The organism is uncultured Agrobacterium sp. (assembly GCA_913777615.1).
Taxonomy (GTDB): domain Bacteria; phylum Pseudomonadota; class Alphaproteobacteria; order Rhizobiales; family Rhizobiaceae; genus Agrobacterium.
This window is the reverse complement of record CAJYTK010000012.1, coordinates 1-24,417: the sequence shown is the minus strand read 5'-3', so window position 1 is coordinate 24,417 and position 24,417 is coordinate 1. Positions and strand designations below refer to the sequence as shown.

Here is a 24,417-nt window from a genome sequence, read left to right as displayed (position 1 = left end):
CGTGTTGAGGAGAGAAACCTCATATATGTAGGTACGTTTCTACATGGAGCTTCATATGGGTGCCTTCAGTTTGACCAGCCGAGAATTGAACCACGATGTTGGCAGAGCAAAGAAGGCTGCTGAGGCTGGACCTGTCGTTATAACTGATCGGGGCAGGCCATCGCACGTCTTGATGACATACAGTGAGTTTGAGCGACTGACTGGAAAAGGTCGTAATCTTCTTGATGCGCTGTCAATGCCGGGTTTGTCGGCCGTCGATTTCGATCCGCCTCGATCGATTATAGCAGCCCGCGAAGTTGATCTGTCTTGAGATATTTACTCGATACAAAGGTTATCTTCGAACTTCGAAAGGTCGGCGACGGTAAAGCCGATCCGAATGTAACGGCTTGGATAGGTGCGCACGATGCCCGGGATTTGTACATTTCTGCGATAACAATTCTGGAGCTTGAGCGCGGGATACTTAGCATGCAGCGCCGCTACATTGCGCAGGGCTCTCGTTTACGCGCATGGATGGATGGCTGGGTTCGCCCGGAGTTTGCTGAGCGCACAATTGTAATTGATGATGCGGTTGCTACTCGTTGCGCCCATTTGCATGTACCATATCGCCGTAATGAAGCTGATGCAATCATTGCCGCCACGGCGCTTGTCCACGGGCTTGCGGTGGTGACGCGGAATATTCAGGATTTCCACGGAACAGGGGTAGTCCTTGTGAACCCTTGGAGCATCTGAGGCCAGGACCGTAGGGGCCTTGATCGCCCCTGCGAGGTGGGCAGTAATTGACGTGTCGCCGGTTCATATCCCTTCAAGGCGGTGGCTACGGCAGCGTTGCTGCCAATAGCAGTCGTCGCCACCCTTTCAAACATCGCGTTTGGCACCGTGGCGACGCAGGGTGGTTACGCCGTAACTTGATCATTCCGGGTTTTGTGTGTTTTACGTCTGCTCGATACGGTCAAGATGACAGACCCTGCAACGCCCATTGTCAACGGTTCGCTGAAGACCGAAAGGCTTAAGTCAGAAAGCGAAACGCCTGCGTTGGCGAAGCCGAAGATCGGCACAATGATGAATGCAACAGGCTTGTGCAGCGCATGCTCTAGGCGATGAAGCGGAGACTCATCCTTCGTTGCTTCTGGTGTGCCAGGGGTTAGCTTCAATGGAATGGTCAGTGCCAGCATGACGCCGGCCAGTGTCGCGTGAACGCCGGACGCAAACACGAGCACCCAGAGCACGGCACCAAGGACGAGATAGGGCCACAGCACTTTTACCTTGATCTTGTTGAAGATAAAGAGATTGCCCCAAACGAGAGCGACACCAGTGAGAGCGATCAGATTCAGATCTGCTGTGTAGAATAAAGCGATGACGATGACAGCTCCCAGGTCATCAATGATGGCAAGCGCCGCCAGAAAAATCTTTAGCGACGTCGAACGCGTGATCCGAACAGTGAGAGGGCGCCAAGCGCGAATGCGATGTCGGTTGCAGTTGGTATGGCCCATCCTTGCGATGCAGCGGGATTGTCTCGGTTCAGCAGAGCATAGAAGAGTGCGGGGAACAGCATACCACCCGCAGCACCGCACCCGGCAAAACCCTGCGGCTCCAGGTGGAGAGTTGGCCATCCAGCATCTCGCGTTTATCTCCAGCCCAACTATCAGGAAAAACACCGCGATCAAGGCATCGTTGATTAGTGCTGAAGGCTGAGAGGTCCAATGTAGACGTGCAGGATGTGGAAGTAGTCTTCAGCTAGAGGCGAGTTCGCCGTCATGATCGCCAGAAGGGCGACCGCCATAAGCACAAGACCACCGGAGGCCTTTTTATCGAGGAACTTGCGAAGTGTTGAATTAATGCGACCTGGATTTGATGTCGAAGACACAGGTTCAAGCTCCCTGAGTTGGAAGTTGAGCTAGTCTCCGTGGATTTCGGGGGAACCCGCAGCGCGCGCTATAGAAGGGCTTTATACTAGACCTTTGACTGGTTTTCCAAAAAATCCGTCACCGTTTTTCAAAGATAGCGCGTACGTTTCGCCTGTTGCGCTCAATCATTATCATTCGGTATGTTCAGCAAATGCCCGCAGGCTTGGCAGTGAACGGCGTCGACCGCCAAGACCTGGCACACTGGCATTCGATGCTGGTTGCGAGATCCCGATGCTCGCTTACCGGACGGGTAAAGACACAGACCGCGTCAGGTCGATTGGCCCGGTCCAACATCCACTTTGTAGACTTCCCGTATTTCCGTGTTGACGTCGAGTGGAGAGCTTCATCACATGGCTCAATCGACCCAGGCCCGAGGTCCGAACGCTCCGGACGGTCCGAGTTTGGCGAAAACCAGCTCGGCCGTCTCCAAACGATCACGCTACCAGCGCAGGAGGCGCGTGCCGAGCGCCATGCCGATCAGGCCGCATATAACAATACCGAGCGAGTACCACAGCGCCACGAATGGAAGGCCGTTTTCGATGCATGCCCAGGAATAGGTCCACGCCCCTGCGGCCCCTGCCATCATGCCAGCGGTAAATCCGGCGAGTCGATACCGCGTCGGTGCGCAACGTCGCAAGAACCAGATATTGGCGGCGAAGACGGGAGCGGCGGACGCGACAATGATCAGTGGGCAGAACCAGGAGGAGACGCCGAAAATCAAATTCGGATAGTCCATAGCTGGCGATGCATGCAACTGCCAGAGCCCCAGCATTGCTAGCAGCATATAGATGCCAATCGAGGCCAAGCCTGCCGATTTCGGCAGCCCACCGGGGCGCGAGACAATCAACACGGCGCAGATACCATTGATCGCCAGCGCCAGCGGATAGAATGATTTCACCCAGAAGGCGGGAAGAGACATTGCCGAGATTATGTCTGGACGCAAACCGTGCAGGAGCAGGATAAATGCACCAGACAGCAAGACGCCAGGCAGCAGCGCTTTGGAGAGTAAGCGGAGAAGAGCATGCGACCGTATAGGCTGCAGCCCTCTTGCCAGGCTATCGATCAGATCATCCGTTTTCGCCACGTTCGCCTCTCAATCTCGCAGCCAGCGCCTTGATGCCGCGATGAACGCTGACCTTGACCATTGCTTCCGTCTTGCCACTGGCAGCCGCCGCCTCTGCGACCGAACGACCCTCCAACCTGACGCGCCGGATCAATTCGCTTTGCCACGCCGGAATGCCAGAGAGCAATCGCTCCACATCCATGCTCGCGAGGATCGCGTCTTCGGAATAGCCGTCCGCGACGCCCTCGACCAGTTCCAGGCTGACAACCGATCGCCCGCCTCGTCGCCTGTGGTGATCGACCAGCTTGTGGCGTGCGATGGTAAAGAACCAGGCCGTGAACGGTCGCTCGCGATCGTAGGTGATCCGGCGCTGATGCAGCGCCAGAAGCGTATCCTGGATCAGATCGTCCGTGTCCTGCGCGTTCGACGTCAGCCGTCGTTTAAAATAGCTCTCCAGCAGATGCCGCAAAATACCGAGCAGACAGCGATAGGCATTCTCGTCCCCGTCAAGGAACAGAAGCATCAACGCCTTCAGCTCAAATTCGCTCATCGCCATCATGTCTTCCAGCTTCATACGGCCCTACGGCGAAACGGTTACACAGCATCGATGGTAAAATCGAGAAAAGTTCAGCCAGACCGAGTTTGCGATCACAAACGCGTGATGCCTGTTACCAACTCCCGCCTTCCGCGAATGAGCCTGATGTGAACCTTCGGCGCAAACACGCGGCGAGCACATCAAACGGGAGACGCATCATGACTATTCGTTCCTTCGCTGTCGCCATCGGCGCCGTCATTCTTGGTCTTTCCTTTGCGGCAGGCACCGCTGAGGCTCAGTCCTCCGACGCAATGAAAAAGACCGATACCATGAAGATGGATACGATGAAGAAAGACACCATGAAGACCGATAGCATGAAGATGGCCGGCAGCAAGACCGACTGTATGCACAAGGCCGGCATGGAAAAGGACTCGATGAAAAAGTCCAACATGATGAAGAAATGCGACGCGATGAAATGATCCTGTCCGCCCCCGCGAAACGCAACTTTTGCGGGGGCGGTTTCGTATCGACGATAACGCTGGCGCTCGAGGGAAATTATGGATGCGACCGCACAACCCGTCACTGGAAAACGAATTCTCATCAGGCGACACAGTCTGACCGTACGCCTATCGCACTGGTTGAACGTTCTGTTCATGACTGTGCTGCTGTTTAGCGGACTGCAAATCTTCAACGCGCATCCGGCTCTCTATTGGGGTCAATATGGCGCCGATGACGACCCGGCCTTCATTGCCATGGACGCGGTGCAGGACGGCGACCGGGTCAAGGGCATGACACATATCGGCGACGTCTCCTTTGAGACGACCGGTTTCCTGGGCGTGTCCAATGTCGATGGGGAGCTTACGGCCCGCGGCTTTCCCGCCTGGCTGACGTTGCCGAGCTATCAGGATCTCGCCACCGGTCGGCGGTGGCACTTTTTCTTTGCCTGGCTCTTCGTCATCAACGGACTGATTTATATTGCCTATGGTTTCATTGCCCGTCATTTCCATCGGGACCTTTTGCCTAGGCGCGGTGAACTCGCGGTACCGCATCTCGTCCAAGAGGTGGTTGATCATGCTCGTTTGCGCTTTCCGAAGGGCGAAAAAGCGCGTCACTACAATGCTCTGCAGAAGCTCACCTATCTTCTGGTCATCTTTTTTCTGCTTCCCTTGATGATTGCGACTGGTTTGACAATGTCACCGGGCTTCAATGCCTTCGCGCCCTGGCTTCTGGATCTGTTCGGCGGTCGACAGTCGGCCCGGACACTGCATTTCATCACAGCCAGCGCACTGATCGCCTTTGTCGTCATTCACATCGTGATGGTTCTGGTCTCCGGCGTATTGAACAATATGCGCTCGATGATCACCGGACGTTATGTCATCATCGAAGAGCCGGAAGGGGAGTTCAAGCCATGAGCCGCCTCATTACCCGTCGCCGTTTCCTGATCGGATCAACGCTTACCGCATCCGCACTCGGTCTGAGTGGCTGCGATGCGCTTGTCCAAAACGATAAGGTCCAGAAAACCCTGAAACTCGCCGAGGGCCTGACGAAGCGTGCGCAGCGCTTGCTGATCGGCGACAACACCCTGGCGCGCGAGTATACGCTCGCGGACATCTCGCCAAGTTTTCGCGCCAACGGCACAAGCATGCCCGAGGGCGCGCAATATCAGCAATTGTTGTCGACGCAATTTTCGCAGTGGCAGTTGGAGGTAGGTGGCCTCGTCGAGCGCCCAACCAAATTCCCCCTTGCAACCCTGAAGGCAATGCCGGCACGCAGCCAGATCACACGCCACGACTGCGTCGAAGGCTGGAGCGCGATCGGTCAGTGGACAGGTGTGCCGCTCGCTGCCGTTCTGGACAAGGTCGGCCTCAAGCCGGAAGCGCGTTATATCGTCTTTCACTGTGCCGACGAATACGAAAAGACCCTGGATGGCAGCGGCTGGTATTACGAGAGCATCGATCTTGTTGACGCTTTTCATCCTCAAACCATTCTCGCCCATTCCATGAACGGAAGAGATCTCGAAGTCGCGCATGGCGCGCCGCTACGGCTGAGGGTCGAGCGGCAGCTTGGTTACAAGCAGGCGAAATATCTGATGCGCATCGAGGCCGTCGCAGATTTCTCCAATCTCTACGGCGGAAATGGCGGCTTCTGGGAGGATCGCGGCTACGAGTGGTATGCCGGAATATAGGTCGAAATCCAGATTTCCATAGCTAGCGGATTTTTCAGCCCGCCTCCGCCGGTTGTTCAGCAGACAGGGTTTGAAACACAAAGGAAGCACAATGTTCTCAACCTCAAAAACAGGTTTTACCCTTTTCGCCGGCGCGCTGGTTGCGTTGACGCTCGGCGGAGGCGCCAAGGCCGCCGATCAGGTTCGTGTCCGTGGCACCGTCGAAAGCCTTCAGGGCAACATCTTGTCCGTTAAAACGCGTGAAGGCAGCAGCGCAAAGATCATGCTGAAGGATGGCTGGAAGGTCTCCGGCGTCGCCAAGGCATCGGTTGACGATATCAAGCCAGGTGACTTCGTCGGTATCGCATCACTGCCAACGGCGAGCGGCGGCGATGGCGCTTTGGAAGTGCTGATCTTTCCTGCAGCGATGAAAGGCACAGGCGAGGGGAGCTACGCCTGGGACCTGAAGCCAAACAGCTCGATGACCAATGCGACTGTTGCCGACGCCGTAAAGTCGGTTGACGGTCATGCGGTGACCGTGAGCTACAAGGGGAAGGAAAAGAAGATCACCATTCCGGATGGCACGCCGGTTGTCACTTTTGCCAATGCTGCGGAAACCGACATCAAGCCTGGCGCAACCGTTTTCGTACCCTCCGAAAAGGCAGACGACGGTTCGATGTCGAGCGGTCGTGTGGTTGTCGGCACGAATGGTGTCGTTCCGCCGATGTGAGCGGAAGAAACCGCCTCAGGTAGACAGAGACCGTCGGGCGATAAAGGCCGGCGGTCGAAACATGCCAAAAGGGCGGAGCACTTGGCTCGATATTCACGTAAGCTTGGCAAGCTTCGCCGTCCGGAGAGCGATGAAGGCTGACGGGACTGGTCCTCGCCGAGCCGCCGTCGGCGAAGCGCGCGCAGAAGCGATCGCCTGACCCGACCATAAGCGGCCGTATATCGCCTCGCTTCGGCCATGCGAAAGACCGTCTATCGGCGAGTCCGGTGCGGGCCGTGGAAGAATTTACAGAAACCAAAGGGAAAATTGAGGAAGGCGAGCGGTCGCTGAAACTAATGGTTCGCCGCGTTCGTAACTGGTCGGAAACCAAGGCCTGAACGTGGGAGCGAAAGGTCGCGCAAGGCGCTTAGGATGAAAACGCGCTGCTGAACTGTCGCGTGATTGCTCTGCCTTCGGAATCGCATAGGGCAGTATCGGCTGGAGGCCATGGCAATGTCGGAGTTGACCACATGAGGACCTGTCCCATTGACCATCTTGCCACGCTCATGGTGGTCGTCGCGATCGGCTTCTTCCGGTTAAGCAGCATGGAGAGCCGCTTTCGCTCCTTGCCATTTGATCGATCGCGCAACACTCAGGAGCCTTTCGACGATGCTGACGCGCGGGGGCTGATCGGGAGAACTCTTCTCTCGACAGTTACGGCAGGATCCGGTCTCTGGCTCATCCGACGCCAGTTGAGAACCTTGGATGCGTCGCGATGAGCAATATTCGCTCCAATAGTCGATCGTGGACTGACAGAAGCAGCGTCTTTGTCGGGTTTACCGCCCGTCGCTCCTTGTTTTTTCCAGAAGCCAACCGCTATAAGGTTGGGGTGGCAAGGTTTTCTTCAATGCAAAGCAACGACATCGAAGTTTTGATCAATCGTGTCGCGATGGGAGACCGCGCCGCCTTTGTGACACTTTACAAGGCGACTAGCCCAAAATTGATGGGCGTATGTTTGCGCATCCTCAAAAATCGCAGCGATGCTGAAGAGGCGCTGCAAGAAATATACGTCAAGATCTGGCAACGCGCGAAAACCTTCGCGACTGGACATAGCGGTCCGTTTGCATGGCTTGCGACAATCGCGCGCAACCACGCGATCGATACGATCCGCGCCCGCAAACCTGTTTCCGATGATCTCGACGCAGCATATGATCTTGCCGATGACACAACCCCGAACCCAGAGCAGCGCATGGGTATCGTCGATGATGGCCGCAGGATCGACAGATGCATGGCAGAGCTCGATCCGGCACATGCCAACGCAGTTCGTCGCGCCTATGTCGAGGGCCTGAGCTATATCGAACTTGCAGACGATCTGCGGGTCCCGCTGAATACGGTGCGCACGTGGCTGCGCCGTAGTCTCCTGAAGCTTAAGGAGTGCATCCAGCGATGACGCGTGATCCTGGCTCAAGCGAGCACTCAAAAGACGAAATCCTGGCAGGCGAATATGTCTTGGGTGTTCTGTCCATCGAAGGAAGAAGGATGGTCGAGCGCCGCATGGCCGGCGATGAGGCGTTTTCGCAAATCGTTGCGCGCTGGCAGGCCGACATGGAGTCCTTCAATCAGGACTACGACGAAGTAACGCCTCGCGCCGCCGTGCTGGAACAGCTTGAACAGCGCCTCTTCGCAGCACCGCTGACGAGTAACGCCAGCCTTTGGAATTCAATGGCTTTCTGGCGTTGGCTTTCGCTCGGCACCTCCGTAGCCGCTGCTGCCGCCCTGATCTATGCATTGGGTATCGCGTCGCCATCTTCTCGGGATGGTAAGCTGGTTGCGGAACTCTCGGCACCCAGTAATTCCGTCAACATGCTGGCGTCCTACGATGCCGAAAGCGGGCGAATGCGCATCGTACCTGTCGCGGCAGGGCGCGCGCAGGAGAAATCGCTGGAGCTCTGGCTTGTCCCTGGGCAAGGAGATCCCTTCTCGCTCGGCATATTGCCGGCAGATACCGGCGGAGAACTGGTCATTCCATCGGACCTGCGTGATCGTCTGGGTGGGGGCGCAACGCTTGCAGTATCGCTGGAACCGTTCGGCGGCTCGCCCACAGGCAAGCCGACCGGAGCGATCGTGGCGAGCGGCACGGCAAGAAGCCTCTAAGCTTTCGCTTTCCGGAGCGATGCGCTGCGCGATGGCACAAGGCACTTATTTGGAGGGGAGATGGGATACTCCGTGGCTGCTTCTCTGAGGACGGAAGCTTGCCGGCGCAAATGCGCGACAGGGCTCGCCTGCCTGTATGGCTTCGTCGGCACGATGCACCTTCTGTGGCCGAAGCCATTTCTGAAAATCACGCCGGATTGGGTTCCGTCGCCGCATTTGGTGATTTTGCTGACAGGGCTTTGCGAAATCGCTGGTGCGTTGGGGATCGTAACCGCACGACTTCAGCGGGCCGCAGGCATTGGTCTGGCGCTTTATGCGGTCTGCGTTTTTCCGGCGAATATCAAACACGCCATCGATGCGCTTTCTAGTGACCCGTCGGTGTGGGAGTGGATCTACCACCTTTTGCGCTTACCCCTCCAGCCCGTCCTGATATGGTTGCCTTTGTTTGCTGGCCGCGTGGTGAGGTGGCCACAGCAAGAGAGATGATCGTGTAAAATAATTCGACGGCCCTGAAACTTCTTCTCAAGCCTTTCCGTAACCTCCTTGTCCCGGAAGAGGGAAGCCGACCCTTAGGAGATGCAGCCTTGCATCTGGGTGATCGGCTAGGAGGAATCACCATGTTCAAGCTCGCAATCCCTTTCGCAGCCTGCGCCACCGCAATCGCGATCGCTGCTGGCAGCGCGTACGCAGCCAATCCCAAGGTCGGCGGTGCCGCGATGTACGAAGACAAAAACATCGTGGAAAACGCGATGAATTCGAAGGACCACACGACGCTTGTCGCCGCCGTCAAGGCAGCCGGGTTGGTCGAGACGCTGCAAGGGAAGGGGCCATTTACCGTGTTCGCCCCGACGAATGAAGCGTTTGCAGCTCTTCCCAAGGGAACCGTCGACACACTCCTGAAGCCTGAGAACAAGGCACAGTTGACCAAGGTCCTGACCTGCCACGTCGTCGCAGCCAATGCCATGTCAACGGCGATCGAGAAGATGATCAAGGACGACAAGGGCACGCATGATGTCAAGACCGTCGGCGGCTGCGTTTTGAAGGCCAAGGAAAGCATGGGCAAGATTACGCTGACCGATGAAAACGGCAATGTCGCGCATGTCACGATCGCCGACGTGAAGCAGTCGAACGGCGTCATTCACGTCATCGATAAGGTGCTTCTGCCAAAGATGTAATTCGCGTCTTTCAATTGAGATAAAGCCGGACAACAAACCGGCTTTATTTTCATTGAGGCAGGCCTGCAGCAGGCTTGCTTTAATTAGCTGAACAGCAAACCGTCCAGTAATGCGTCAAGTTTTCCTCGGCACGATCGACTTGTCCGATTTTGCTTATCTTTTGTCGATGGGGGCAACAAGAGGGTCGGTGGTTCGATTCGGTTCAAGAGCGACAGATTTTACAAGTCTCTGTGGCTTCAGGCCACCGCAACCAAAGAATACAATATACTAAAGCCCCTTTGCATAAGCCATGGGGCTTTTTGTGTTTAGGCCCGCGCTGCCTCGTCCAACGCAATACGTGCCATAGGATATTTAAAGCGGCAACAAAAACTAACGCTGCGGCGCCTCGATCGAATCCAGCTACGCTATCCTCACTGCAATGCTGCCGTGAACCTACTAGAATTCAGAATGATGATCAGGTGTTGGGTCGATCATGACCGTATGGATCAGATTGAGAATGACCGGCATCAGTCGCCTCATAGCGTGATTACCATTGTTGAGCTCGGGAAGAGGAACCTGTCGACGAGCATCTCGGCCTCTTCTGCATTGGACTGATGCCTTGAGCTCGCCGAACGACAATCCGGCAATCCGCGTCGGGTCTGTGCTATTGCGTCAGGACCTTCCCTGGATTGAGGAGTGCTCTTGCGTCGAGACAGGCTTTAACCTGTTTCATCAACATGACTTTTTCAGGATGCGCGTGTCTGATCAAAGTCTGAGCTCTTTTGCTGCCGATACCGTGTTCGGCGGAGAAAGACCCACCTAATTCGTGAAGGCCGCTGTAGAGGATGTCTTCTATCGCGATGGCCTTGTCGGTGTTGATTGCGTCACGCGCGGCGTTTAAAACGATGTGCAGGTTGCCATCTGCAAGATGACCAAAAATGTAAGGGTCTAGACGAGCATCTAGCTCTCTCAGTTTCGCCATGCGCTGCTCAAGATAGCCCTCTACCTCCGACAGCGGAACGGAAACGTCGTAGGAGGGCGCTCCGGGATAAATGCGGTAGATCAGGTCCGTATCTTCCCGCAAAGCCCAGATCGACCTCTCCTGCGCTTTGGACGAAGCGATGACGGCGGAGACGTTTTCATCGTCTTCAGCAACGTCTTCATAGATGCTTTCCACCTCGGCTTGGACGTCTGCATCGTCATTTCCGCCCACACAGAGCAGGAGATTGATGGGATGGTCGTTTCTGTAGTCGGTTGCAGACCAGTTGTGATGGGTCGACGTCAGATGGAAGTAGCGAGACCAGATGGCTTCCGCAGCGCGCAGATGTCCACGCCGCGCCTTTAACCCGCGCTGCATCGCGTTTTAAGGCAGCTTGCATCGAGGAAAGCCCGAACAGGACGGTTGCAGTTGAGGCCGGTACGGGTTCGAGCTTCACTGCGATCTTGGTGATGATGCCAAGCGTCCCTTCGCCGCCAATGAAGAGATGCGAAAGCGCGTAGCCCGCAGTGTTTTTGACCACTCGAGTCAAATCCGAATAGATGGTTCCATCGGGAAGAACAGCTTCCAGCCCCAAAATGCGATGGCGCATGACGCCATATCGAAAAGCAGCAATTCCGCCCGCGTTTGTGGACGCCATACCGCCGATCGTTGCCGAGCCTCGTGATGGCAGATCGATGCCCGGTTCGAGCCCATAGTCTGCGGCGGCCTCCTGAAGCGACTGTAGAGTAACGCCAGCTTCGACGATGGCGACGTTCTCGACGGGCGATAAGAACGTAATGCGGTTGAGACGGGCGGTGGACACGACGAGCTCGCCAGCGCGCGAAATACCACCGCCGACCAGCCCCGTCCGCCCGCCATGGGTGACGATGGCTACTCGGTGGGCATGGCAGCATCGGACGACGGCTGCCAGTTCCTCCGTGGTTCCCGGCAGAACGACTATGCCGGCGTCGAGATTTTCAGCCAGCACGCCATAGTCGATTGCCGACACGGCATCGTTTTCTTTCACGTGATCGGATCCGACGAGCATTGCGATCTCGGCCTTAAAGCCGGATGTCAGGCTAGACATTATGTTTTCCTTCGGATGAAGTGCGGGCTTGATCGGCGAGGGCGACGCTTTTTAACGCGGCTCGTGGCGCATCAAGTGTCCTTCGAGCAGCCGGATCATCACAACCAGCACCAGATTGATGATGAGATAGATGATGCCGGCCAGAGTGAAGACCTCGAAGATCGCGAAAGTTTGGCTCATGAGCCGCTTGGCGTAGCCTGTAATCTCCAGAACCGTGATTGTGGAGGCGAGGCTTGTGCCCTTGACGACAAGGATCAACTCGTTGCCATAGGCTGGCAATGCCTGACGAATGGCCAGAGGGAATTCTATCCTGCGGAAAGCGGTGAAACGCGACATGCCCGTGGCCTTTGCTGCTTCCTTGAGACCCGTGGGGATCGACAGCAAACCGCCGCGTAGAATTTCTGACGTGTAGGCTGCCGTGTTCAGCGCGATTGCCATGATGGCGCAGCGCGTTCCGTCGCTGACGATCCACCACGTCACCGCATTGCCCTTGATGAACGGGATTTGCGCCAAACCGTAATAGAACAAGAAGAGCTGCACGAGGAGCGGTGTGCCTCTGAAGATCATGCTGTAGTATTTGGCGATGTTGGCAACCCAGCGTCGCTCGGACATCCGCATGACCGCCAGTCCAAGCCCGATATGAAAACCGATAACGACGGACAGGATCGTCAGTATCAAGGTTTTGGAGAATCCTTGGAGGAGAACGGGTATCGAGGTCGAGAGGAAATCCATATCCATGGTGTCAGCTCCTCGATCTCAGCCTGACGGTGCGCTCCACACGATCAAAGCCAGCCTGACTGATGATCGTGATAACGAAGTAGACGACGGCAGCTATCAGAAAGAAGATGAGCGGGTTGCGGGTGCTGCCCGCGCCCACGCTTGCTGTGCGCATCAGTTCCTGCAGGCCGACGACTGAGACAAGCGCGGTATCCTTTATCGTCGCCTGCCAGACATTGTTCATTCCAGGGAGTGCGATGCGCAGCATCTGCGGAAAAATGATCCGCTGGAAAATTCTGTACCGCGAGATTCCGAGCGCTTTAGCAGCCTCGATATGTCCTGTTGGTATGGATGCCAATGCGCCACGGATGACTTCCGTAGAATAGGCGCCTGAAATCGCACTGACGGCGACGACGGCGATGATGAACGCATAGCCACTATCGGCGAGGGCGGCGTAGCCGAAGGCGGTAGCGACCCTGGTGACGAACTCTACCTATGAGAAGAACAGCAGATAGATGATCAGCAACTCTGGCACTCCACGGATCAAGGACGTGTAGGCCGTGACGATGACGGTGAGTGGAAAGATTTTCGCCCACTTGATGAGACCGAGCAGGGTGCCGATGAGCGCTCCGAGTATGATGCTGGCGAGACCGACGGCGATGGTGATCGCGGTACCGCGAAGGATCGCGCCGATCCATCCACCTTCCCAGACAAGTATCAGGCTGTGTTCCATTCGATGCCCCTCGGCAATTGGCTCGGTCCGACGCTTAGATCTCGCTGGCCTTTCTCTGCCGTCGAGATCACTGCGGTTACTGTTCGTGATAGAAGCGCGCCCCGCACGTCCTTGCGCACGGGGCGGCCATGTCAGTTGCAGGGACGCGAAATGTCCATCTTGAACCACTTCTGGCTGGACTTCCCAATCGAGCCGTCGGCGACGAGTTCACAAAGAGCCTTGTCGACTTTTGCCTTCAGTTCGGAATTGTCTTTCGAAATCCCAACACCGATACCTTCACCCAGGGTGGAGTCGAACTTGCTCTGAACTTTAACGTCGACAAACTGGAAGTCCTTGCCATCCGGCTTGGAAAGAAAGTCCTGCAAGGCCGATGCATCGGCAAAGGCCGCATCGATGCGACCGCTGGCGAGATCGATCTGCATGTTTTCCAGCGTATCATAGGTCTTCAGATTGGCGGACGGGATGCGCTTTTCGACGAAATGGGCATGCGTCGTGCCGGTCTGCACACCGATGGACTTGCCGTCGAGGCCCTTCAGCAACGCATCGATATCCTTGAGGCCTGCCAGTTCCGAACTCTTGGGCACAACGAACATGTTAGCGAGTTCCGCGTAGCCGACCGAGAAATCGATCTCTTTTTTGCGATCCTGAGTGATCGACATACCGGAAATGATGACGTCGAAACGCTTGGCTTTCAGTGCCGGGATCAAGCCATCAAACGCCTGAACGACGAATTTGCACTTCATCGCAAGCTTTTGGCAGAGCAGATTACCGACGTCGGCGTCGAAGCCGGTCACGTTTCCGGATGCGTCCGCCATGCTCCACGGTGGATAGGCACCCTCGGTACCAATCGAGAGCTGGCCCTCGGCGGCTTGAACCGCGCCTGCGCCAGCAAGGAGCAGAACGAGTGACAGAGCTTTAAAATTCATGTCGATATTCCCCTTTTTTTGAGTGTGTCATCGAACGTTTTTTGTTCCGGCAGAGCGTCATCGCGTGCGGGAGAGGAACTGGCGTAGCCGTTCCGATCTCGGTGCATTGAACATGTCTGCCGGGGCACCCTCTTCCTCCACTTTTCCTTGATGGAGGAAGAGAATCTTGTGTGACACCTCGCGCGCGAACTGCATTTCGTGCGTCACGAGGATCATCGTGTTTCCTTCTTCGGCCAGTTGCCGAATGACCCGCAGAACCTCGCCCACCAACTCGGGATCGAGCGCCGACGTCGGCTCGTCGAGAAGAATGAGTTTCGGGCGCATGGCGAGCGTGCGGGCAATGGCGGCGCGCTGCTGCTGTCCGCCGGAGAGCTGACCCGGATAATGGGCGTGCTTGTCTGAAAGGCCGACCTTCTTGAGAAGCGCGTGCGCATGATCTCGGGCCTCGGTCTTGTGTTGCTTCAACACCTGAATCGGCGCTTCGATGATGTTTTCCAGCACCGTCATATGCGGCCAGAGATTGAAGTTCTGAAACACCATTCCCACGCGCGAGCGCATCCGCTCGACCTGCTTGAGATCGGCTGGGATCGTACGTCCGTTGGCGCTGCGCTTCATGCGCAATTCTTCGCCATCAATAACGATCTGACCTTCGTCCGGCTGCTCTAACAGGTTGATGCAGCGCAGAAAGGTGCTTTTGCCTGAGCCAGAGGAGCCGATCATCGATACCACTTCACCGCGTTTGGCCGACACATCGACGCCGTTCAATACGCTCAGAGGCCCGAAACGCTTGTGGATGCCGCAAACCTCGACGGCAGGTCGATCCGCGGCCTTTGATTTTTCGTGATGCGGATTTGCGAGAACCGTGACCGATGCGGCGGCTGGAACGATCTTTTCGACACCGGCGCCTCCAAGCGCCTTCAGCTGAGCGAAAGCCCGGTCGAAATGGCGCAGCGACGCGGAGAGACAGACATTGCGCCAATCTGCGTCATCGGGAATGAAGGCAGAACGAATATCTCGCTTGATGGCCTCACCGAGCGGCGAGTCGACCTTGCCGTAAAGATGCAACCAATTGTCGGCCTTGACGGCCTTCGATACGGTTTCGCCGTCGAGGGTGCCGCATTCGATGACGAGAGGTAAAACGCGCGCTGCTGGCAGGGCGTGTCGAACGGCGCTCGACACGTAACCGGTTGCCGTGGCGGCAATTCCTGTTCCGGTTTCGGCGTCTTTTCCCGTCCTCACGACCGAAAGGGCGGGTCCGAATATCTCCACTCCCCACCCCAGCCCTGGATGGTCGCTTTCGGCAACCGACAGAAGTGCTGGATAGCCATATGGCCCGGCGCCCGTGTGGAGATCGAAAACGATAAGGTCCGTCGCTTGCTGCGCGAATATCGTCAGTATGTCCCTCAGTGTCCGGTTGGACCAAACTGGGCCGTCGCCGCCATAGAACAGGCCATCTGGAAAAGCGTATTGGCCAGCCTCTATGATGGGTGCGAGGCCTTTGTAACCACCAGCTTTTACACTGATCGCATCGTAAGCCGCATCCATCTCGTCGCGCACGGGACCATCCCATGAAGGACAGATCAAAAGCGGATGAATGTCACCATAACGTTCGTTCCTCGGCGGCGCTTTCTGCCAGTCGATGAAATTGCGGTTGAGGTCGACATTGTCTTCGTTGACTCGCCGTGACCAGGCGGTACCCCATGGGTTGATGAGATGAACGGCGAGTACGGCTGTATCGTCCGGTAGACGCCACGGAGAGTTCTGCGAGAACCATGCGGTTTGGCAGGCAGACCCGAAGGGGCCTTCGACGCCATGGGTACCGGAGATCGACACCATGAGTTTTTTTGCATCCTGCCGTCCAAGATAGGCGACATCAGTCGAAAGCTGCTCACCCGATGGTCCGTGCAAGGGATGCAGGTACTCCGTGAGACTGGCGCCGGCGGTGCGGGCCGCTGCGATAAAACGCGCGCGCAAGGCAGAAAAATCTCCGGCAAAAAGGCCAGACTGCGGTGAAGATGCCATGCGACAAAGCTCCCGGTTTTTCTCATCGTGGCGCGCTTTCGCACGCAGTTGGTTCCCGCAGGTCATTGCCTGCTTTTTTTGTTAGATTGAACGCTCTCGGTCTTATTGCCCGGCAAGCGTTTGTAGTGCGGCTATGAACCGATCGTTTTCCGTCCTTTTCCCGACCGTCATGCGGATGAAGGTCTCGTAGCCTTTCTCCTTCCATGGCTTGACGATGATGCCGTACGAGAGCAGGTGGTCGAAGACTTTCTGGCTGTCGAGGCCAACATCGATGAAGAGAAAGTTCGTTTCCGATCTCGCGGCTCGTAGCCCCAATGCAGATACCGCATCGGCGACCCGCGCACGCTCGGCTGCAATGGACGCCACGGATGCCTTCATCCAGGCCTCGTCTTCAAGTGCGGCAAGCGCCGCGATCTGTGCTGCTGTGTTAACGTTGAATGGTGTCTTCGACGAGGTTACGGCTCGCGCAAGACGCTTGTCGGAGAACACGGCATAGCCGACCCGCAGCCCTGCAAGGCCATAAGCCTTGGAGAAGGTGCGCAACACCACATAATTCAACGTTGACCTGGACAGGACTGCCAGTCCATCCGGCACGTCGCCACTGACATATTCGAAATAGGCTTCGTCAAGAACAAGAAGTGTTTCCGGCGGCACTGCTGCAAGAATCCGGTCGAGGCTCACTGCATCGAGGGCAGGGCCGACAGGGTTGGATGGCGAGGAAAGAAAAAAGATCGCCGGAGCCTTGGTAAGGGCTGCAATAATCCCCGGCACGTCGAAGTCGAGATCGACGCGCATCGCGACCTTGTCGACCGTTGCACCATTCGCCAGCGCTTCGATCTCGTGCAGGCCGAAGCCAGGCGAGACTGTGGCAACCATCGCGCCGGGACAGAGTACCGCGCGACAGATGGCTGCGATCATCTCCTCCGAGCCGTTGCCGATGACGATCCGCTCTGCCGCAACGCCTAGTTTCTCGCTGAGCGCGCCTCGCAATGCGGTGCAGGCAGGATCGCAGTAACGCGACGGGTTCAGGTTTGCGAGTGCTGCCAGCACTTTTGGAGAACAGCCATCCGGATTTTCGTTGCTGGCAAGCGCTGCGATGTCGTCACGACCACTGATTTTCCTCGCGACGGCGATGTTCATTCCGGCGTTGTAGGGCGGTAGCGCCGCTACATGCGGATTGAGCCTTATCTCTGTTCGTGGCATATCCATCTCGGCATTCCTCAAGTATTGCGGTCGGTTCAGTGGCTCGGTCAAAGATTGAGGACGATTGACGATTTCGGCTTCGTGCAGCACAGCAGCACGCGCCCTTGGGGCACTTCGTCGAGCGGCTCTTCGAAATAATCGACCTCTCCGGCAACAAGCGCCTGTTCGCAGGTGCCGCAAATGCCGGCGCGGCAGGAAAATTCGGGCTCGATTCCGTTCGCTTCGAGGCAGTCCAGGAGAGAAACGCTTGACGCTGTCCAAGCCAGCTCCCGTCCCGACTTCTGAAGTACGATCCGGATGTCATCCTTGTTTCGTCCCGGGTCCGCTGCCCCAGTCTTTTGCGCATCGGTAGCGGCCGGTTGCGCCTCTTTATCGGACAGCAGACTAGCCGGACCGAAGAACTCATAGGCGATCCGTTCCTTGCGCACGCCGAGCCCGATCAAGATCGCGTACAAGGCCTTCATGAAAGGTGGAGGCCCGCACATGTAAATGTCATAGTCATCAAGCGGCAGAAGTTTTTGCAGCCCCTCGCGGGTGAGAAATCCAGTCGAATGACAGCGGCCGGCTGCTAGATCGTTCTCATCAGCGAAACGGTGACAGAAATGCACCGTGATGCCGCTACGGACCGCTGCCAGTTCTTCCACCTCGTCGCGCAGGGCATGGACTTCCATGCTGTCACACGCATGAATGAACCACACCCGTTGTGCTGTCTCATGGGCCAAAACGTGAAGCATGGATACGGTCGGTGTCAGGCCCACGCCGCCAGACAGCAGCAGAACAGGCCTAGTGCTTTGCATGTCCAACTTGAAGGCCCCGCGCGGCGTGTCTATCTCCAGCACCGCACCAGTTTCAATCTCGTCATGCAGCCAGCAGGAACTCAAACCCTGTGGCATATTCTCAGACATTGCAGCCTCACGCTTTACCGTAATCCGATACGTGCCGCTTTGTTTTGGCGATGAGGAAACCGTATAGTTTCTCAATACGTGCCCGCCAGCATCACCCGGAATTCGGATGGTGAGGAACTGGCCAGCCTCGAAGGGCCGCCAGTGATCTTTATTGAGGGGCGCCAAGGTGAAAGAGGTAATCGTTTCGCTTTCACGTGTCTTGGCGATTACCTCGAAGGGCTGGAAGCGTGAGGATGCGGCCTGTTGCATTCAGGACAATCCTTATTCCGCTGCCTGGCTGACCGGCTGGCTCTCTGCTTCCGCGGCAATCAATTGCGCCAGCTTGCGGCGGAAACGTAAGGGACCGACATCGATCTTGAGGTCGAGGTTCGGCGTCTGCTTGTTGGCCATGCCGTGGTGAACCGCCTCCAGAACGACCCGGTCTTCCTCGAAGGCGCCACGAACGGATTTGGCGAAGCTTGCAGACACGGCCGGGTCGTCGGGCGCGAAGTTTCGCATCTGGAACCAGTAATATTTCGTCCGGTTCTCATCGACAGGCGTCATGAAATTGTAGCTGTCCATCAGGAAGGTGTTATCGGGCAGCGTCTTGCCCTCGCCGCCGGTGAAAGCAGGTGCGAAGATTGCTTTGATGATCGCGTTGCTCGGATAGCGCACCTCATAATGCTGCTTACGGTCGGTATTGCCTTCGAATTGGAGGAAAGGCGCATAGAATGGCGCTGGTTCGCTATCGATCATCCAGCGCCAGACCGTTACACCGTCATCCTTGACGGTGGTCTCAAGCGGGGTTTCCTCACAGGCCGAGCTCGCGAAGGACGACTGATGTACCCAGGCAACGTGGGATGGATCGAGCAGATTGTCCGTCATGTAAAGATAGTTGCAGTTCAGCGTCATGGACTCGCCGCGATTGATGCCCCAGGCGGGATCGCCGAAATGCTCGACGGCAAAAATCTCGTCCGGATCTGCTTTCTCGGCATCTCCCATCCAGATCCATAGGAGGCCATAGCGCTCGTGAACCGGATAGGAGCGAACCTTGGCGACATGGGGAATTCGCTCTGCACCCGGAACGCGGGTACAGGCTCCCGAACAGTCGAATGTGAGGCCGTGATAGCCGCATTCCACATCGTCGCCCTTGATGCGCCCCATCGAAAGCGGCAGCTTTCTGTGGGGACAGGCATCTTCCAGCGCGGCAGCCTGGCCATCCTGTTTGCGGTAAAGAACTATGTTTTCACCGAGAATGGTAACGGGCTTCAGCTCTCTGCCGACCTCGTGGTCCCAGGCTGCGACATACCAGGTGTTCTTGAGAAACATCTCGCTCTCCTTGCGTTTTGTTAGGCTGAGTGTTTGCCGTTTTTCAGCCCTCAACAAGTTGCAAGCGGCTGGTTTCTATTTTAGAAAATCTACAAAGGGAAATGGATAGGGGAGCCGCTGTGAAGAACCTGTCACTGCGCGCCTTGCAGGCTTTTGATGCGATTGGTCGTTGCGGCTCGATCACCGCTGCGGCCGAGGATCTGGGTGTGTCGCCCGGCGCAATCAGCCAGCTCGTGCGCAATCTGGAGCACTCTCTTGGCCTCACTCTTCTGGAACGGCGTGGACGTCGCGTCGAGCTGTCGTCCTGGGGACGACTTTACTACCGCGAAGTCTCAAAGGGCTTCCAGCAGCTCTCTTTGGCGACGACCGTGTTGAAGCGTGCCAGCAACGAAGGCGGGATCGTCGTCAGCGCGCTGTCATCCGTCGCCAGCCGGTGGATAGGCCGAAAGATTTTCGATTGGCAGGAACTCTGTCCCGACGCGCATGTGCGTATCTTCGGTCAGGATCAGGAACCTCGTCTCGGGGCTGAGGAGGTCGATTTTCGCATCACCTATGGTCGCCGCTCTTATGTTCATGAGCATGTGGCGCACCTGTTCACCGATTGGGTCGTGCCCGCCTGTTCCCCCGCCCTGATCTCTGCGCGGAAACCGCAATGTCCCGAAGAGGTTTTGACTTTTCCACTTCTCAATGTCGAATGGGAGTCGGATTACAAAGCCTCGCCGCAATGGCGGGATTGGGCTAAGCTGATCAAGGCGGATCATCAGCAGATATTCTCAGGACTTTCCTTCACGTTGTCGAGCAGCGCTATAGATGCCGCGGTCAACGGCAGGGGCTTCGTTCTGGCACAGCTTTCGATGATCCAGGAAGAAATCACCGCTGGGACGCTCGTCGTTCCTTTCGATATTCGGTTGAAATTATCGGAAAGCTACTTTCTCGCCTGGGACAGAACTGCGTTGGAAAAGTCCAACGGACAGCGTTTCCACAAATGGATGCTGGCGGTTGCCAGACAGCAGGAATTGATGTCGAGCCCGGAGCGGATGAGAGCATAAACAGCGGTCATCCATTTTAGCTTTGGCGACGTCCGGCGCCGCCAGGGGAGGTCAGCTTGCTGATCCTGAGGCAGTCGCCGGTGTTGCGGTTGTATTCAAAATCCTCCGAAGGGAAGCATCGTGCCGATATCGGCGTGGCCGAACGCGGAAGAATATTTAACGCGTCTTCACGATGACGTGAAACCTTTCCTGCCGTGGGTCGTTCAGCGCGCATGAAAAATGATGAAGTAAAACCAAAATCGGCTGCTGGTGACGACGAAGTAGGCGCTGAAGCCGCATCCTCCCAAGACAATGAAGGCAATGCTGAGGAGCTTCCCCCGGAGGAAGCGGAACCTGCCGCTGGCTTGACACCGGAGGAGGCTGAGGAAGCTCGCCGAAGGTATCTGCTGAAACGGTTCTGGATTAGCGCACGAGGCTTCTGGAGCCGTCGTGGCGACAAGCTGGCATGGGTTTTCACGCTCGGCCTGTTGACCATGATCGGCATCAATGTCGCGATCCAGTATGGGGTCAATGTCTGGAACCGCGGAATATTTGACGCGATCGAAAAACGAGACGCTTCGACGGTCTATTCGCTCGCGTCGATATTCCCGTTTCTGGTTCTGGGCAGTGTTTTCATCGTCACCGCGCAGGTCTACGTCAGGATGCGCATTCAGCGGCGCTGGCGCTCGTGGCTGACCAAGGTGTTGGTCGGCAGATGGATCGCAAACGGTCGTTACTACCAGCTCAACCTGATCGATGGCGATCATAAGAACCCTGAAGCAAGGCTTTCGGAAGACATGCGCATCGCCACCGAAGCACCGGTTGACTTCGTCTCCGGTGTTATCGCTGCGTTCGTCTCGGCCTCCACCTTTATCGTTGTGCTCTGGACGATTGGCGGTGCACTGACGCTGTCGATCGGCGGTATTTGGGTCACCATTCCTGGCTTCCTGGTCATAGCGGCCATTATTTATGCGGCAATTACCTCCACGGCCATCGCATTTATTGCGCGAAACTTCGTCAAGGTATCCGAAGTGAAGAATCAGGTGGAGGCGGAATATCGCTACACACTGACGCGCGTCAGAGAGAATGGCGAAAGTATCGCTCTGCTTGGTGGGGAAGAGGAGGAGCGTAACGATCTCGACAAGAGATTTGGAAATGTCCGGCGGCAGTGGCGACTCATGGCGCAGCAATATATGCGCACCACGGTCGTTTCCAACGGTTCGATGCTGATTGCACCCGTCGTGCCATTGCTGCTCTGCGCGCCGAAATTCCTCGATGGCAGCATGTCGCTCGGCGAGGTGATGCAGGCGGCGTCGGCGTTCACCATCGTTCAGTCCGCTTTCGGCTGGCTGGTCGATAATTATCCGCGGCTTGCGGACTGGAACGCCTGCGCACGGCGCGTGGCGTCCTTGATGATGTCCCTCGATGGCCTTGAGCGGGCTGAAAAAAGCGAGACTGTTGGCCGTATCGTGCGCGGCGAGACGGAAGGCGATACCATGCTTGGCCTCAAGGATGTGTTCGTGTCGCTCGGCGATGGAACCGCAGTCGTCAAAGAGACGGATGTGGAGATCGGCGCAGGCGAAAGGGTCCTGGTGTCGGGCGAGTCCGGCTCCGGAAAAAGCACGTTGGTCCGTGCGATCTCCGGTCTCTGGCCATGGGGCGGCGGTAGCGTCAATTTCCGCTCCGGCAGTCAATTGTTCATGCTGCCGCAGCGGCCCTATATTCCAGCCGGCACGCTACGCCGTGCCGTATCTTATCCGCAACCGGCGGAAAGCTGGACGGCGGAAGAGATAGGTGCCGCTCTCGAGAAAGTCGGTCTAGGCCAACTCAAGGACAAGATCGAGGACGAGGCGCCTTGGGACCAGACATTGTCCGGCGGCGAGAAACAGCGCCTCACCTTTGCTCGCTTGCTGCTCAACGCCCCCGATATCATCATCATGGATGAGGCGACGGCAGCGCTGGACGAAAAAAGCCAGGACAAGATGATGCAGACGGTGATCGATGAGTTGCCCGACGCAACCATCATCAGCGTGGCCCATCGTGCCGAGCTGGAGGCATTCCATAGCCGAAAGATAACACTTGAGCGCCGCGAAGGTGGCGCAAAACTTGTCAGCGATATCGAGCTTATTCCGCGGAAATCGAGAAGGGGCTCCATGCTTCGGAGGATCGTGAAGCGAAAGTGATGTGTCGCCGCTGACAGTCACCCGCCCACGGGGTCGCTTGACGACAGCTACGCATCTTTTTGCGTGCAGGCAAATGAATGGACTTTCACGACAGAATGCCCAGGGTCTGCCTGTCCTGAGCGCCTCTGTAAAAGAGTTCAAGAGCGCCCCGGAAGAGCGGGCTCTGGCCAGCAATTTCGGAAAACAGCGTCATGCTGGAGTGAAATTTAAGGTCATCCGGAGATCCGAGAATGTCATGGGCGCTCAAGTCCGGGTGGCTCAGCATCGCGCGGGTGCAATCTTCCAGCCGCGAGCCGAGAACCGGATGCGCCAAATACGCCTCTGCCTCCGGGCGGCCTGAAATGGCATAGAAGCGCGCCGTTTCCGAGCGGCCAAGACCGCGGATCTGCGGGAAGATAAACCACATCCAATGCGACTGCTTCCTGCCGGCGATTAATTCGTTCAGCGCTCTGTCATAAGTGCCCTGCTGCGCATTCACGAAGCGCTCAAGATCGAAGGACATTGCTCACGCTTTCAGTTCAACTTTGCTTCATCCGAGCACGTTTCGGAAGGTGTAGCAGGTGACCGTCGCAGACTTCGGCCTACGACCCTCAGAATGGCAGAGCAGGCTGTTCGCGCCTGCTCTATGGATCAGCGCTTGCGCTGCAGCTCTTCCGGCAGCACACCGAAATGATCGAGAATGATCTGAACGTTTCGGCGATGAGATTTGAAATAGACGTCGAAAAGATCGCCTAAGAGCGGTACGCTGCCGACGACCGAATCCATCGCCACGTTGCCGATCATCTTCGAAATTTTTTCCCGTGGAAGACCAAGACGACGCGCTTCATTGACGATGTAGAGCCCGACAAGCGCGCCGGCGCCGTCACCGAGGATCGGAACAAGACCCAGCACCGAGTCGGCGCCGAACCGCAGCCGCGTGCCCGGAATTCCGACCGCCGTATCCATGAGTCGCGATATGCTGGATAGCATGCGCAGTTTACGAAGACGCTGTTCCAGGACATCCGTGTCGCGCGAGGTGTTCGCACCAAAATGACCAGAATTCCAAGCTTGTGCTGCCATAGTGATCTCCAACGCCGGTAAACCCGGCAACAGAGAAATGGGAGAGCAGCACTGGATTTCAAGTCGAAGCACCGCTTCTGCTAAAAACGCCCCGTGCTTTGTACGCTACCTGACCAGCAGTAGGGAACCCGCCTGACCCCGACTATGTCTGACAAGACCAGACGCACGCGATCTGTAATCGTCTGTTGGCGGATTGAACGGTTCAAATCGATCGACAATCACGACTTCCAGATCATTGCGGCGGTGAGGTGGATAAAGCGTTGGACGTAAATGGTTTTATGCTCGCAATGTGCTGCGAAGCTAAGATAGCCAACACCGCAAGATGGACGTCTGAACCTGCATTAGGCTCGTTCGCTTGAAGCCAATCTACGGACAATACCGGTCAAGCGGATATCAGCCTTCATTCTGATTTTTGATTCATCTCAGCATCACGCTTGACAAAGCCATAATGGTGACGTTGCCCCCAAGTTTTATCCAGTTTTGAGTTCGCTCCAGCGGTTTTGGGTTGCTGTATTCGGGGCGGTAGCGGCGGGTTGCGGTGCGGAGCCATTCCGGCTGCGCAGCACCGCATCACGCGGGTTGAT

General features: G+C 56.7%; 24 protein-coding genes and 3 pseudogenes. 12 read left to right on the top strand and 15 right to left on the bottom strand.

Annotation, left to right across the window (positions count from 1 at the left end; all coding sequences use genetic code 11):
• Positions 1 to 55: 55 nt before the first annotated feature.
• The gene (locus QZ862_RS11315; RefSeq protein WP_296099939.1) at positions 56 to 310 is read left to right on the top strand and encodes a type II toxin-antitoxin system Phd/YefM family antitoxin; all 255 of its coding nucleotides are present in this window, start codon (positions 56 to 58) and stop codon (positions 308 to 310) included.
• The gene (locus QZ862_RS11310; protein WP_296099937.1) at positions 307 to 729 is read left to right on the top strand and encodes a type II toxin-antitoxin system VapC family toxin; all 423 of its coding nucleotides are present in this window, start codon (positions 307 to 309) and stop codon (positions 727 to 729) included. Before QZ862_RS11315 ends, QZ862_RS11310 begins: the two co-directional genes overlap by 4 nt.
• Positions 730 to 893: 164 nt before the next feature.
• Here QZ862_RS11310 and QZ862_RS11305 read toward each other — a convergent pair.
• The 3 genes and pseudogenes from QZ862_RS11305 to QZ862_RS11295 all read right to left on the bottom strand — a co-directional run bounded on the left by QZ862_RS11305 (position 894) and on the right by QZ862_RS11295 (position 3,526).
• Positions 894 to 1,780, bottom strand: a pseudogene (locus QZ862_RS11305) (Na+/H+ antiporter NhaA).
• Positions 1,781 to 2,343: 563 nt separating this feature from the next.
• On the bottom strand, positions 2,344 to 2,988 hold the full coding sequence (locus QZ862_RS11300) for a DUF1109 domain-containing protein (RefSeq protein WP_296099935.1): 645 nt from the start codon (positions 2,986 to 2,988) through the stop codon (positions 2,344 to 2,346).
• Positions 2,972 to 3,526, bottom strand: coding sequence for a sigma-70 family RNA polymerase sigma factor (locus tag QZ862_RS11295; RefSeq protein ID WP_296100019.1), 555 nt, complete (start codon positions 3,524 to 3,526; stop codon positions 2,972 to 2,974). The genes QZ862_RS11300 and QZ862_RS11295 overlap by 17 nt, the downstream gene beginning before the upstream one ends.
• 194 nt (positions 3,527 to 3,720) lie before the next feature.
• Between QZ862_RS11295 and QZ862_RS11290 the strand changes: the two genes are divergently transcribed.
• The 8 genes from QZ862_RS11290 to QZ862_RS11255 all read left to right on the top strand — a co-directional run bounded on the left by QZ862_RS11290 (position 3,721) and on the right by QZ862_RS11255 (position 9,704).
• Complete coding sequence (locus QZ862_RS11290) at positions 3,721 to 3,981, top strand: pentapeptide MXKDX repeat protein (RefSeq protein ID WP_296099933.1); 261 nt, start codon at positions 3,721 to 3,723, stop codon at positions 3,979 to 3,981.
• A gap of 78 nt (positions 3,982 to 4,059) precedes the next feature.
• The gene (locus tag QZ862_RS11285; RefSeq protein ID WP_296099931.1) at positions 4,060 to 4,914 is read left to right on the top strand and encodes a cytochrome b/b6 domain-containing protein; all 855 of its coding nucleotides are present in this window, start codon (positions 4,060 to 4,062) and stop codon (positions 4,912 to 4,914) included.
• The gene (locus QZ862_RS11280; RefSeq protein WP_296021172.1) at positions 4,911 to 5,687 is read left to right on the top strand and encodes a molybdopterin-binding protein; all 777 of its coding nucleotides are present in this window, start codon (positions 4,911 to 4,913) and stop codon (positions 5,685 to 5,687) included. Before QZ862_RS11285 ends, QZ862_RS11280 begins: the two co-directional genes overlap by 4 nt.
• A 91-nt stretch (positions 5,688 to 5,778) precedes the next feature.
• Complete coding sequence (locus QZ862_RS11275) at positions 5,779 to 6,396, top strand: hypothetical protein (RefSeq protein WP_062423840.1); 618 nt, start codon at positions 5,779 to 5,781, stop codon at positions 6,394 to 6,396.
• Between the two features lie 886 nt (positions 6,397 to 7,282).
• A complete protein-coding gene (locus tag QZ862_RS11270; RefSeq protein WP_296099929.1) occupies positions 7,283 to 7,825 on the top strand; it encodes a sigma-70 family RNA polymerase sigma factor in 543 nt (180 codons plus the stop codon).
• Positions 7,822 to 8,529: an anti-sigma factor gene (locus QZ862_RS11265; protein WP_296099927.1), complete on the top strand. Its 708-nt coding sequence runs from the start codon at positions 7,822 to 7,824 to the stop codon at positions 8,527 to 8,529. The genes QZ862_RS11270 and QZ862_RS11265 overlap by 4 nt, the downstream gene beginning before the upstream one ends.
• A gap of 60 nt (positions 8,530 to 8,589) precedes the next feature.
• A complete protein-coding gene (locus QZ862_RS11260; protein WP_296036908.1) occupies positions 8,590 to 9,015 on the top strand; it encodes a DoxX family protein in 426 nt (141 codons plus the stop codon).
• A 131-nt stretch (positions 9,016 to 9,146) separates the two neighbouring features.
• Complete coding sequence (locus tag QZ862_RS11255; RefSeq protein WP_296099925.1) at positions 9,147 to 9,704, top strand: fasciclin domain-containing protein; 558 nt, start codon at positions 9,147 to 9,149, stop codon at positions 9,702 to 9,704.
• Between the two features lie 643 nt (positions 9,705 to 10,347).
• Here QZ862_RS11255 and QZ862_RS11250 read toward each other — a convergent pair.
• The 10 genes and pseudogenes from QZ862_RS11250 to QZ862_RS11210 all read right to left on the bottom strand — a co-directional run bounded on the left by QZ862_RS11250 (position 10,348) and on the right by QZ862_RS11210 (position 19,563).
• Positions 10,348 to 10,968: an FAD-linked oxidase C-terminal domain-containing protein gene (locus QZ862_RS11250; protein WP_296100018.1), complete on the bottom strand. Its 621-nt coding sequence runs from the start codon at positions 10,966 to 10,968 to the stop codon at positions 10,348 to 10,350.
• A complete protein-coding gene (locus QZ862_RS11245) occupies positions 10,883 to 11,749 on the bottom strand; it encodes an FAD-binding oxidoreductase (RefSeq protein WP_296099923.1) in 867 nt (288 codons plus the stop codon). The genes QZ862_RS11250 and QZ862_RS11245 overlap by 86 nt, the downstream gene beginning before the upstream one ends.
• A gap of 51 nt (positions 11,750 to 11,800) precedes the next feature.
• Positions 11,801 to 12,487 carry an ABC transporter permease gene (locus tag QZ862_RS11240; RefSeq protein ID WP_296099921.1) on the bottom strand — a complete coding sequence of 229 codons (687 nt, stop codon included), beginning with the start codon at positions 12,485 to 12,487 and terminating at the stop codon, positions 11,801 to 11,803.
• Positions 12,488 to 12,491: 4 nt separating this feature from the next.
• Positions 12,492 to 13,199 (bottom strand): annotated as a pseudogene (locus QZ862_RS11235) (ABC transporter permease subunit).
• A gap of 131 nt (positions 13,200 to 13,330) precedes the next feature.
• A complete protein-coding gene (locus tag QZ862_RS11230) occupies positions 13,331 to 14,125 on the bottom strand; it encodes a transporter substrate-binding domain-containing protein (RefSeq protein WP_296099918.1) in 795 nt (264 codons plus the stop codon).
• 57 nt (positions 14,126 to 14,182) lie between these two features.
• On the bottom strand, positions 14,183 to 14,920 hold the full coding sequence (locus QZ862_RS21335; protein ID WP_363315124.1) for an ATP-binding cassette domain-containing protein: 738 nt from the start codon (positions 14,918 to 14,920) through the stop codon (positions 14,183 to 14,185).
• Between the two features lie 177 nt (positions 14,921 to 15,097).
• Positions 15,098 to 16,147 (bottom strand): annotated as a pseudogene (locus QZ862_RS21330) (DUF2817 domain-containing protein); the annotation flags it as partial.
• 102 nt (positions 16,148 to 16,249) lie between these two features.
• A complete protein-coding gene (gene hisC / locus QZ862_RS11220) occupies positions 16,250 to 17,350 on the bottom strand; it encodes a histidinol-phosphate transaminase (RefSeq protein ID WP_296100017.1) in 1,101 nt (366 codons plus the stop codon).
• A gap of 47 nt (positions 17,351 to 17,397) precedes the next feature.
• Positions 17,398 to 18,504, bottom strand: a complete 1,107-nt coding sequence (locus QZ862_RS11215) for an FAD-binding oxidoreductase (RefSeq protein WP_296099914.1) — start codon at positions 18,502 to 18,504, stop codon at positions 17,398 to 17,400.
• A gap of 12 nt (positions 18,505 to 18,516) precedes the next feature.
• A complete protein-coding gene (locus QZ862_RS11210) occupies positions 18,517 to 19,563 on the bottom strand; it encodes an aromatic ring-hydroxylating dioxygenase subunit alpha (protein WP_296099911.1) in 1,047 nt (348 codons plus the stop codon).
• Positions 19,564 to 19,664: 101 nt separating this feature from the next.
• On the opposite strand from QZ862_RS11210, the gene QZ862_RS11205 reads away from it, so the two are divergent.
• Entirely contained in the window at positions 19,665 to 20,612 is a 948-nt protein-coding gene (locus tag QZ862_RS11205) for a LysR family transcriptional regulator (protein WP_296099909.1), read from the top strand.
• A gap of 212 nt (positions 20,613 to 20,824) precedes the next feature.
• Positions 20,825 to 22,774 carry an ABC transporter ATP-binding protein/permease gene (locus QZ862_RS11200; protein WP_296099908.1) on the top strand — a complete coding sequence of 650 codons (1,950 nt, stop codon included), beginning with the start codon at positions 20,825 to 20,827 and terminating at the stop codon, positions 22,772 to 22,774.
• Between the two features lie 85 nt (positions 22,775 to 22,859).
• Here the strand turns inward: QZ862_RS11200 and QZ862_RS11195 are convergent, their stop codons facing one another.
• Complete coding sequence (locus QZ862_RS11195) at positions 22,860 to 23,276, bottom strand: DUF1810 domain-containing protein (protein ID WP_296099906.1); 417 nt, start codon at positions 23,274 to 23,276, stop codon at positions 22,860 to 22,862.
• A gap of 128 nt (positions 23,277 to 23,404) precedes the next feature.
• Entirely contained in the window at positions 23,405 to 23,743 is a 339-nt protein-coding gene (locus tag QZ862_RS11190; protein WP_296038754.1) for a DUF4112 domain-containing protein, read from the bottom strand.
• Positions 23,744 to 24,417 lie beyond the last annotated feature (674 nt).

Bases quoted from the DNA above. Each gene is read 5' to 3' on its own strand.
- QZ862_RS11315 (WP_296099939.1), top strand. From the start codon at position 56: ATGGGTGCCTTCAGTTTGACCAGCCGAGAATTGAACCACGATGTTGGC.
- QZ862_RS11295 (WP_296100019.1), bottom strand. From the start codon at position 3,526: ATGATGGCGATGAGCGAATTTGAGCTGAAGGCGTTGATGCTTCTGTTC.
- QZ862_RS11290 (WP_296099933.1), top strand. From the start codon at position 3,721: ATGACTATTCGTTCCTTCGCTGTCGCCATCGGCGCCGTCATTCTTGGT.
- QZ862_RS11285 (WP_296099931.1), top strand. From the start codon at position 4,060: ATGGATGCGACCGCACAACCCGTCACTGGAAAACGAATTCTCATCAGG.
- QZ862_RS11280 (WP_296021172.1), top strand. From the start codon at position 4,911: ATGAGCCGCCTCATTACCCGTCGCCGTTTCCTGATCGGATCAACGCTT.
- QZ862_RS11275 (WP_062423840.1), top strand. From the start codon at position 5,779: ATGTTCTCAACCTCAAAAACAGGTTTTACCCTTTTCGCCGGCGCGCTG.
- QZ862_RS11270 (WP_296099929.1), top strand. From the start codon at position 7,283: ATGCAAAGCAACGACATCGAAGTTTTGATCAATCGTGTCGCGATGGGA.
- QZ862_RS11265 (WP_296099927.1), top strand. From the start codon at position 7,822: ATGACGCGTGATCCTGGCTCAAGCGAGCACTCAAAAGACGAAATCCTG.
- QZ862_RS11260 (WP_296036908.1), top strand. From the start codon at position 8,590: ATGGGATACTCCGTGGCTGCTTCTCTGAGGACGGAAGCTTGCCGGCGC.
- QZ862_RS11255 (WP_296099925.1), top strand. From the start codon at position 9,147: ATGTTCAAGCTCGCAATCCCTTTCGCAGCCTGCGCCACCGCAATCGCG.
- QZ862_RS11245 (WP_296099923.1), bottom strand. From the start codon at position 11,749: ATGTCTAGCCTGACATCCGGCTTTAAGGCCGAGATCGCAATGCTCGTC.
- QZ862_RS11240 (WP_296099921.1), bottom strand. From the start codon at position 12,487: ATGGATATGGATTTCCTCTCGACCTCGATACCCGTTCTCCTCCAAGGA.
- QZ862_RS11230 (WP_296099918.1), bottom strand. From the start codon at position 14,125: ATGAATTTTAAAGCTCTGTCACTCGTTCTGCTCCTTGCTGGCGCAGGC.
- hisC (WP_296100017.1), bottom strand. From the start codon at position 17,350: ATGCCACGAACAGAGATAAGGCTCAATCCGCATGTAGCGGCGCTACCG.
- QZ862_RS11215 (WP_296099914.1), bottom strand. From the start codon at position 18,504: ATGCAACAGGCCGCATCCTCACGCTTCCAGCCCTTCGAGGTAATCGCC.
- QZ862_RS11210 (WP_296099911.1), bottom strand. From the start codon at position 19,563: ATGTTTCTCAAGAACACCTGGTATGTCGCAGCCTGGGACCACGAGGTC.
- QZ862_RS11205 (WP_296099909.1), top strand. From the start codon at position 19,665: ATGGATAGGGGAGCCGCTGTGAAGAACCTGTCACTGCGCGCCTTGCAG.
- QZ862_RS11200 (WP_296099908.1), top strand. From the start codon at position 20,825: ATGAAAAATGATGAAGTAAAACCAAAATCGGCTGCTGGTGACGACGAA.
- QZ862_RS11195 (WP_296099906.1), bottom strand. From the start codon at position 23,276: ATGTCCTTCGATCTTGAGCGCTTCGTGAATGCGCAGCAGGGCACTTAT.
- QZ862_RS11190 (WP_296038754.1), bottom strand. From the start codon at position 23,743: ATGCTATCCAGCATATCGCGACTCATGGATACGGCGGTCGGAATTCCG.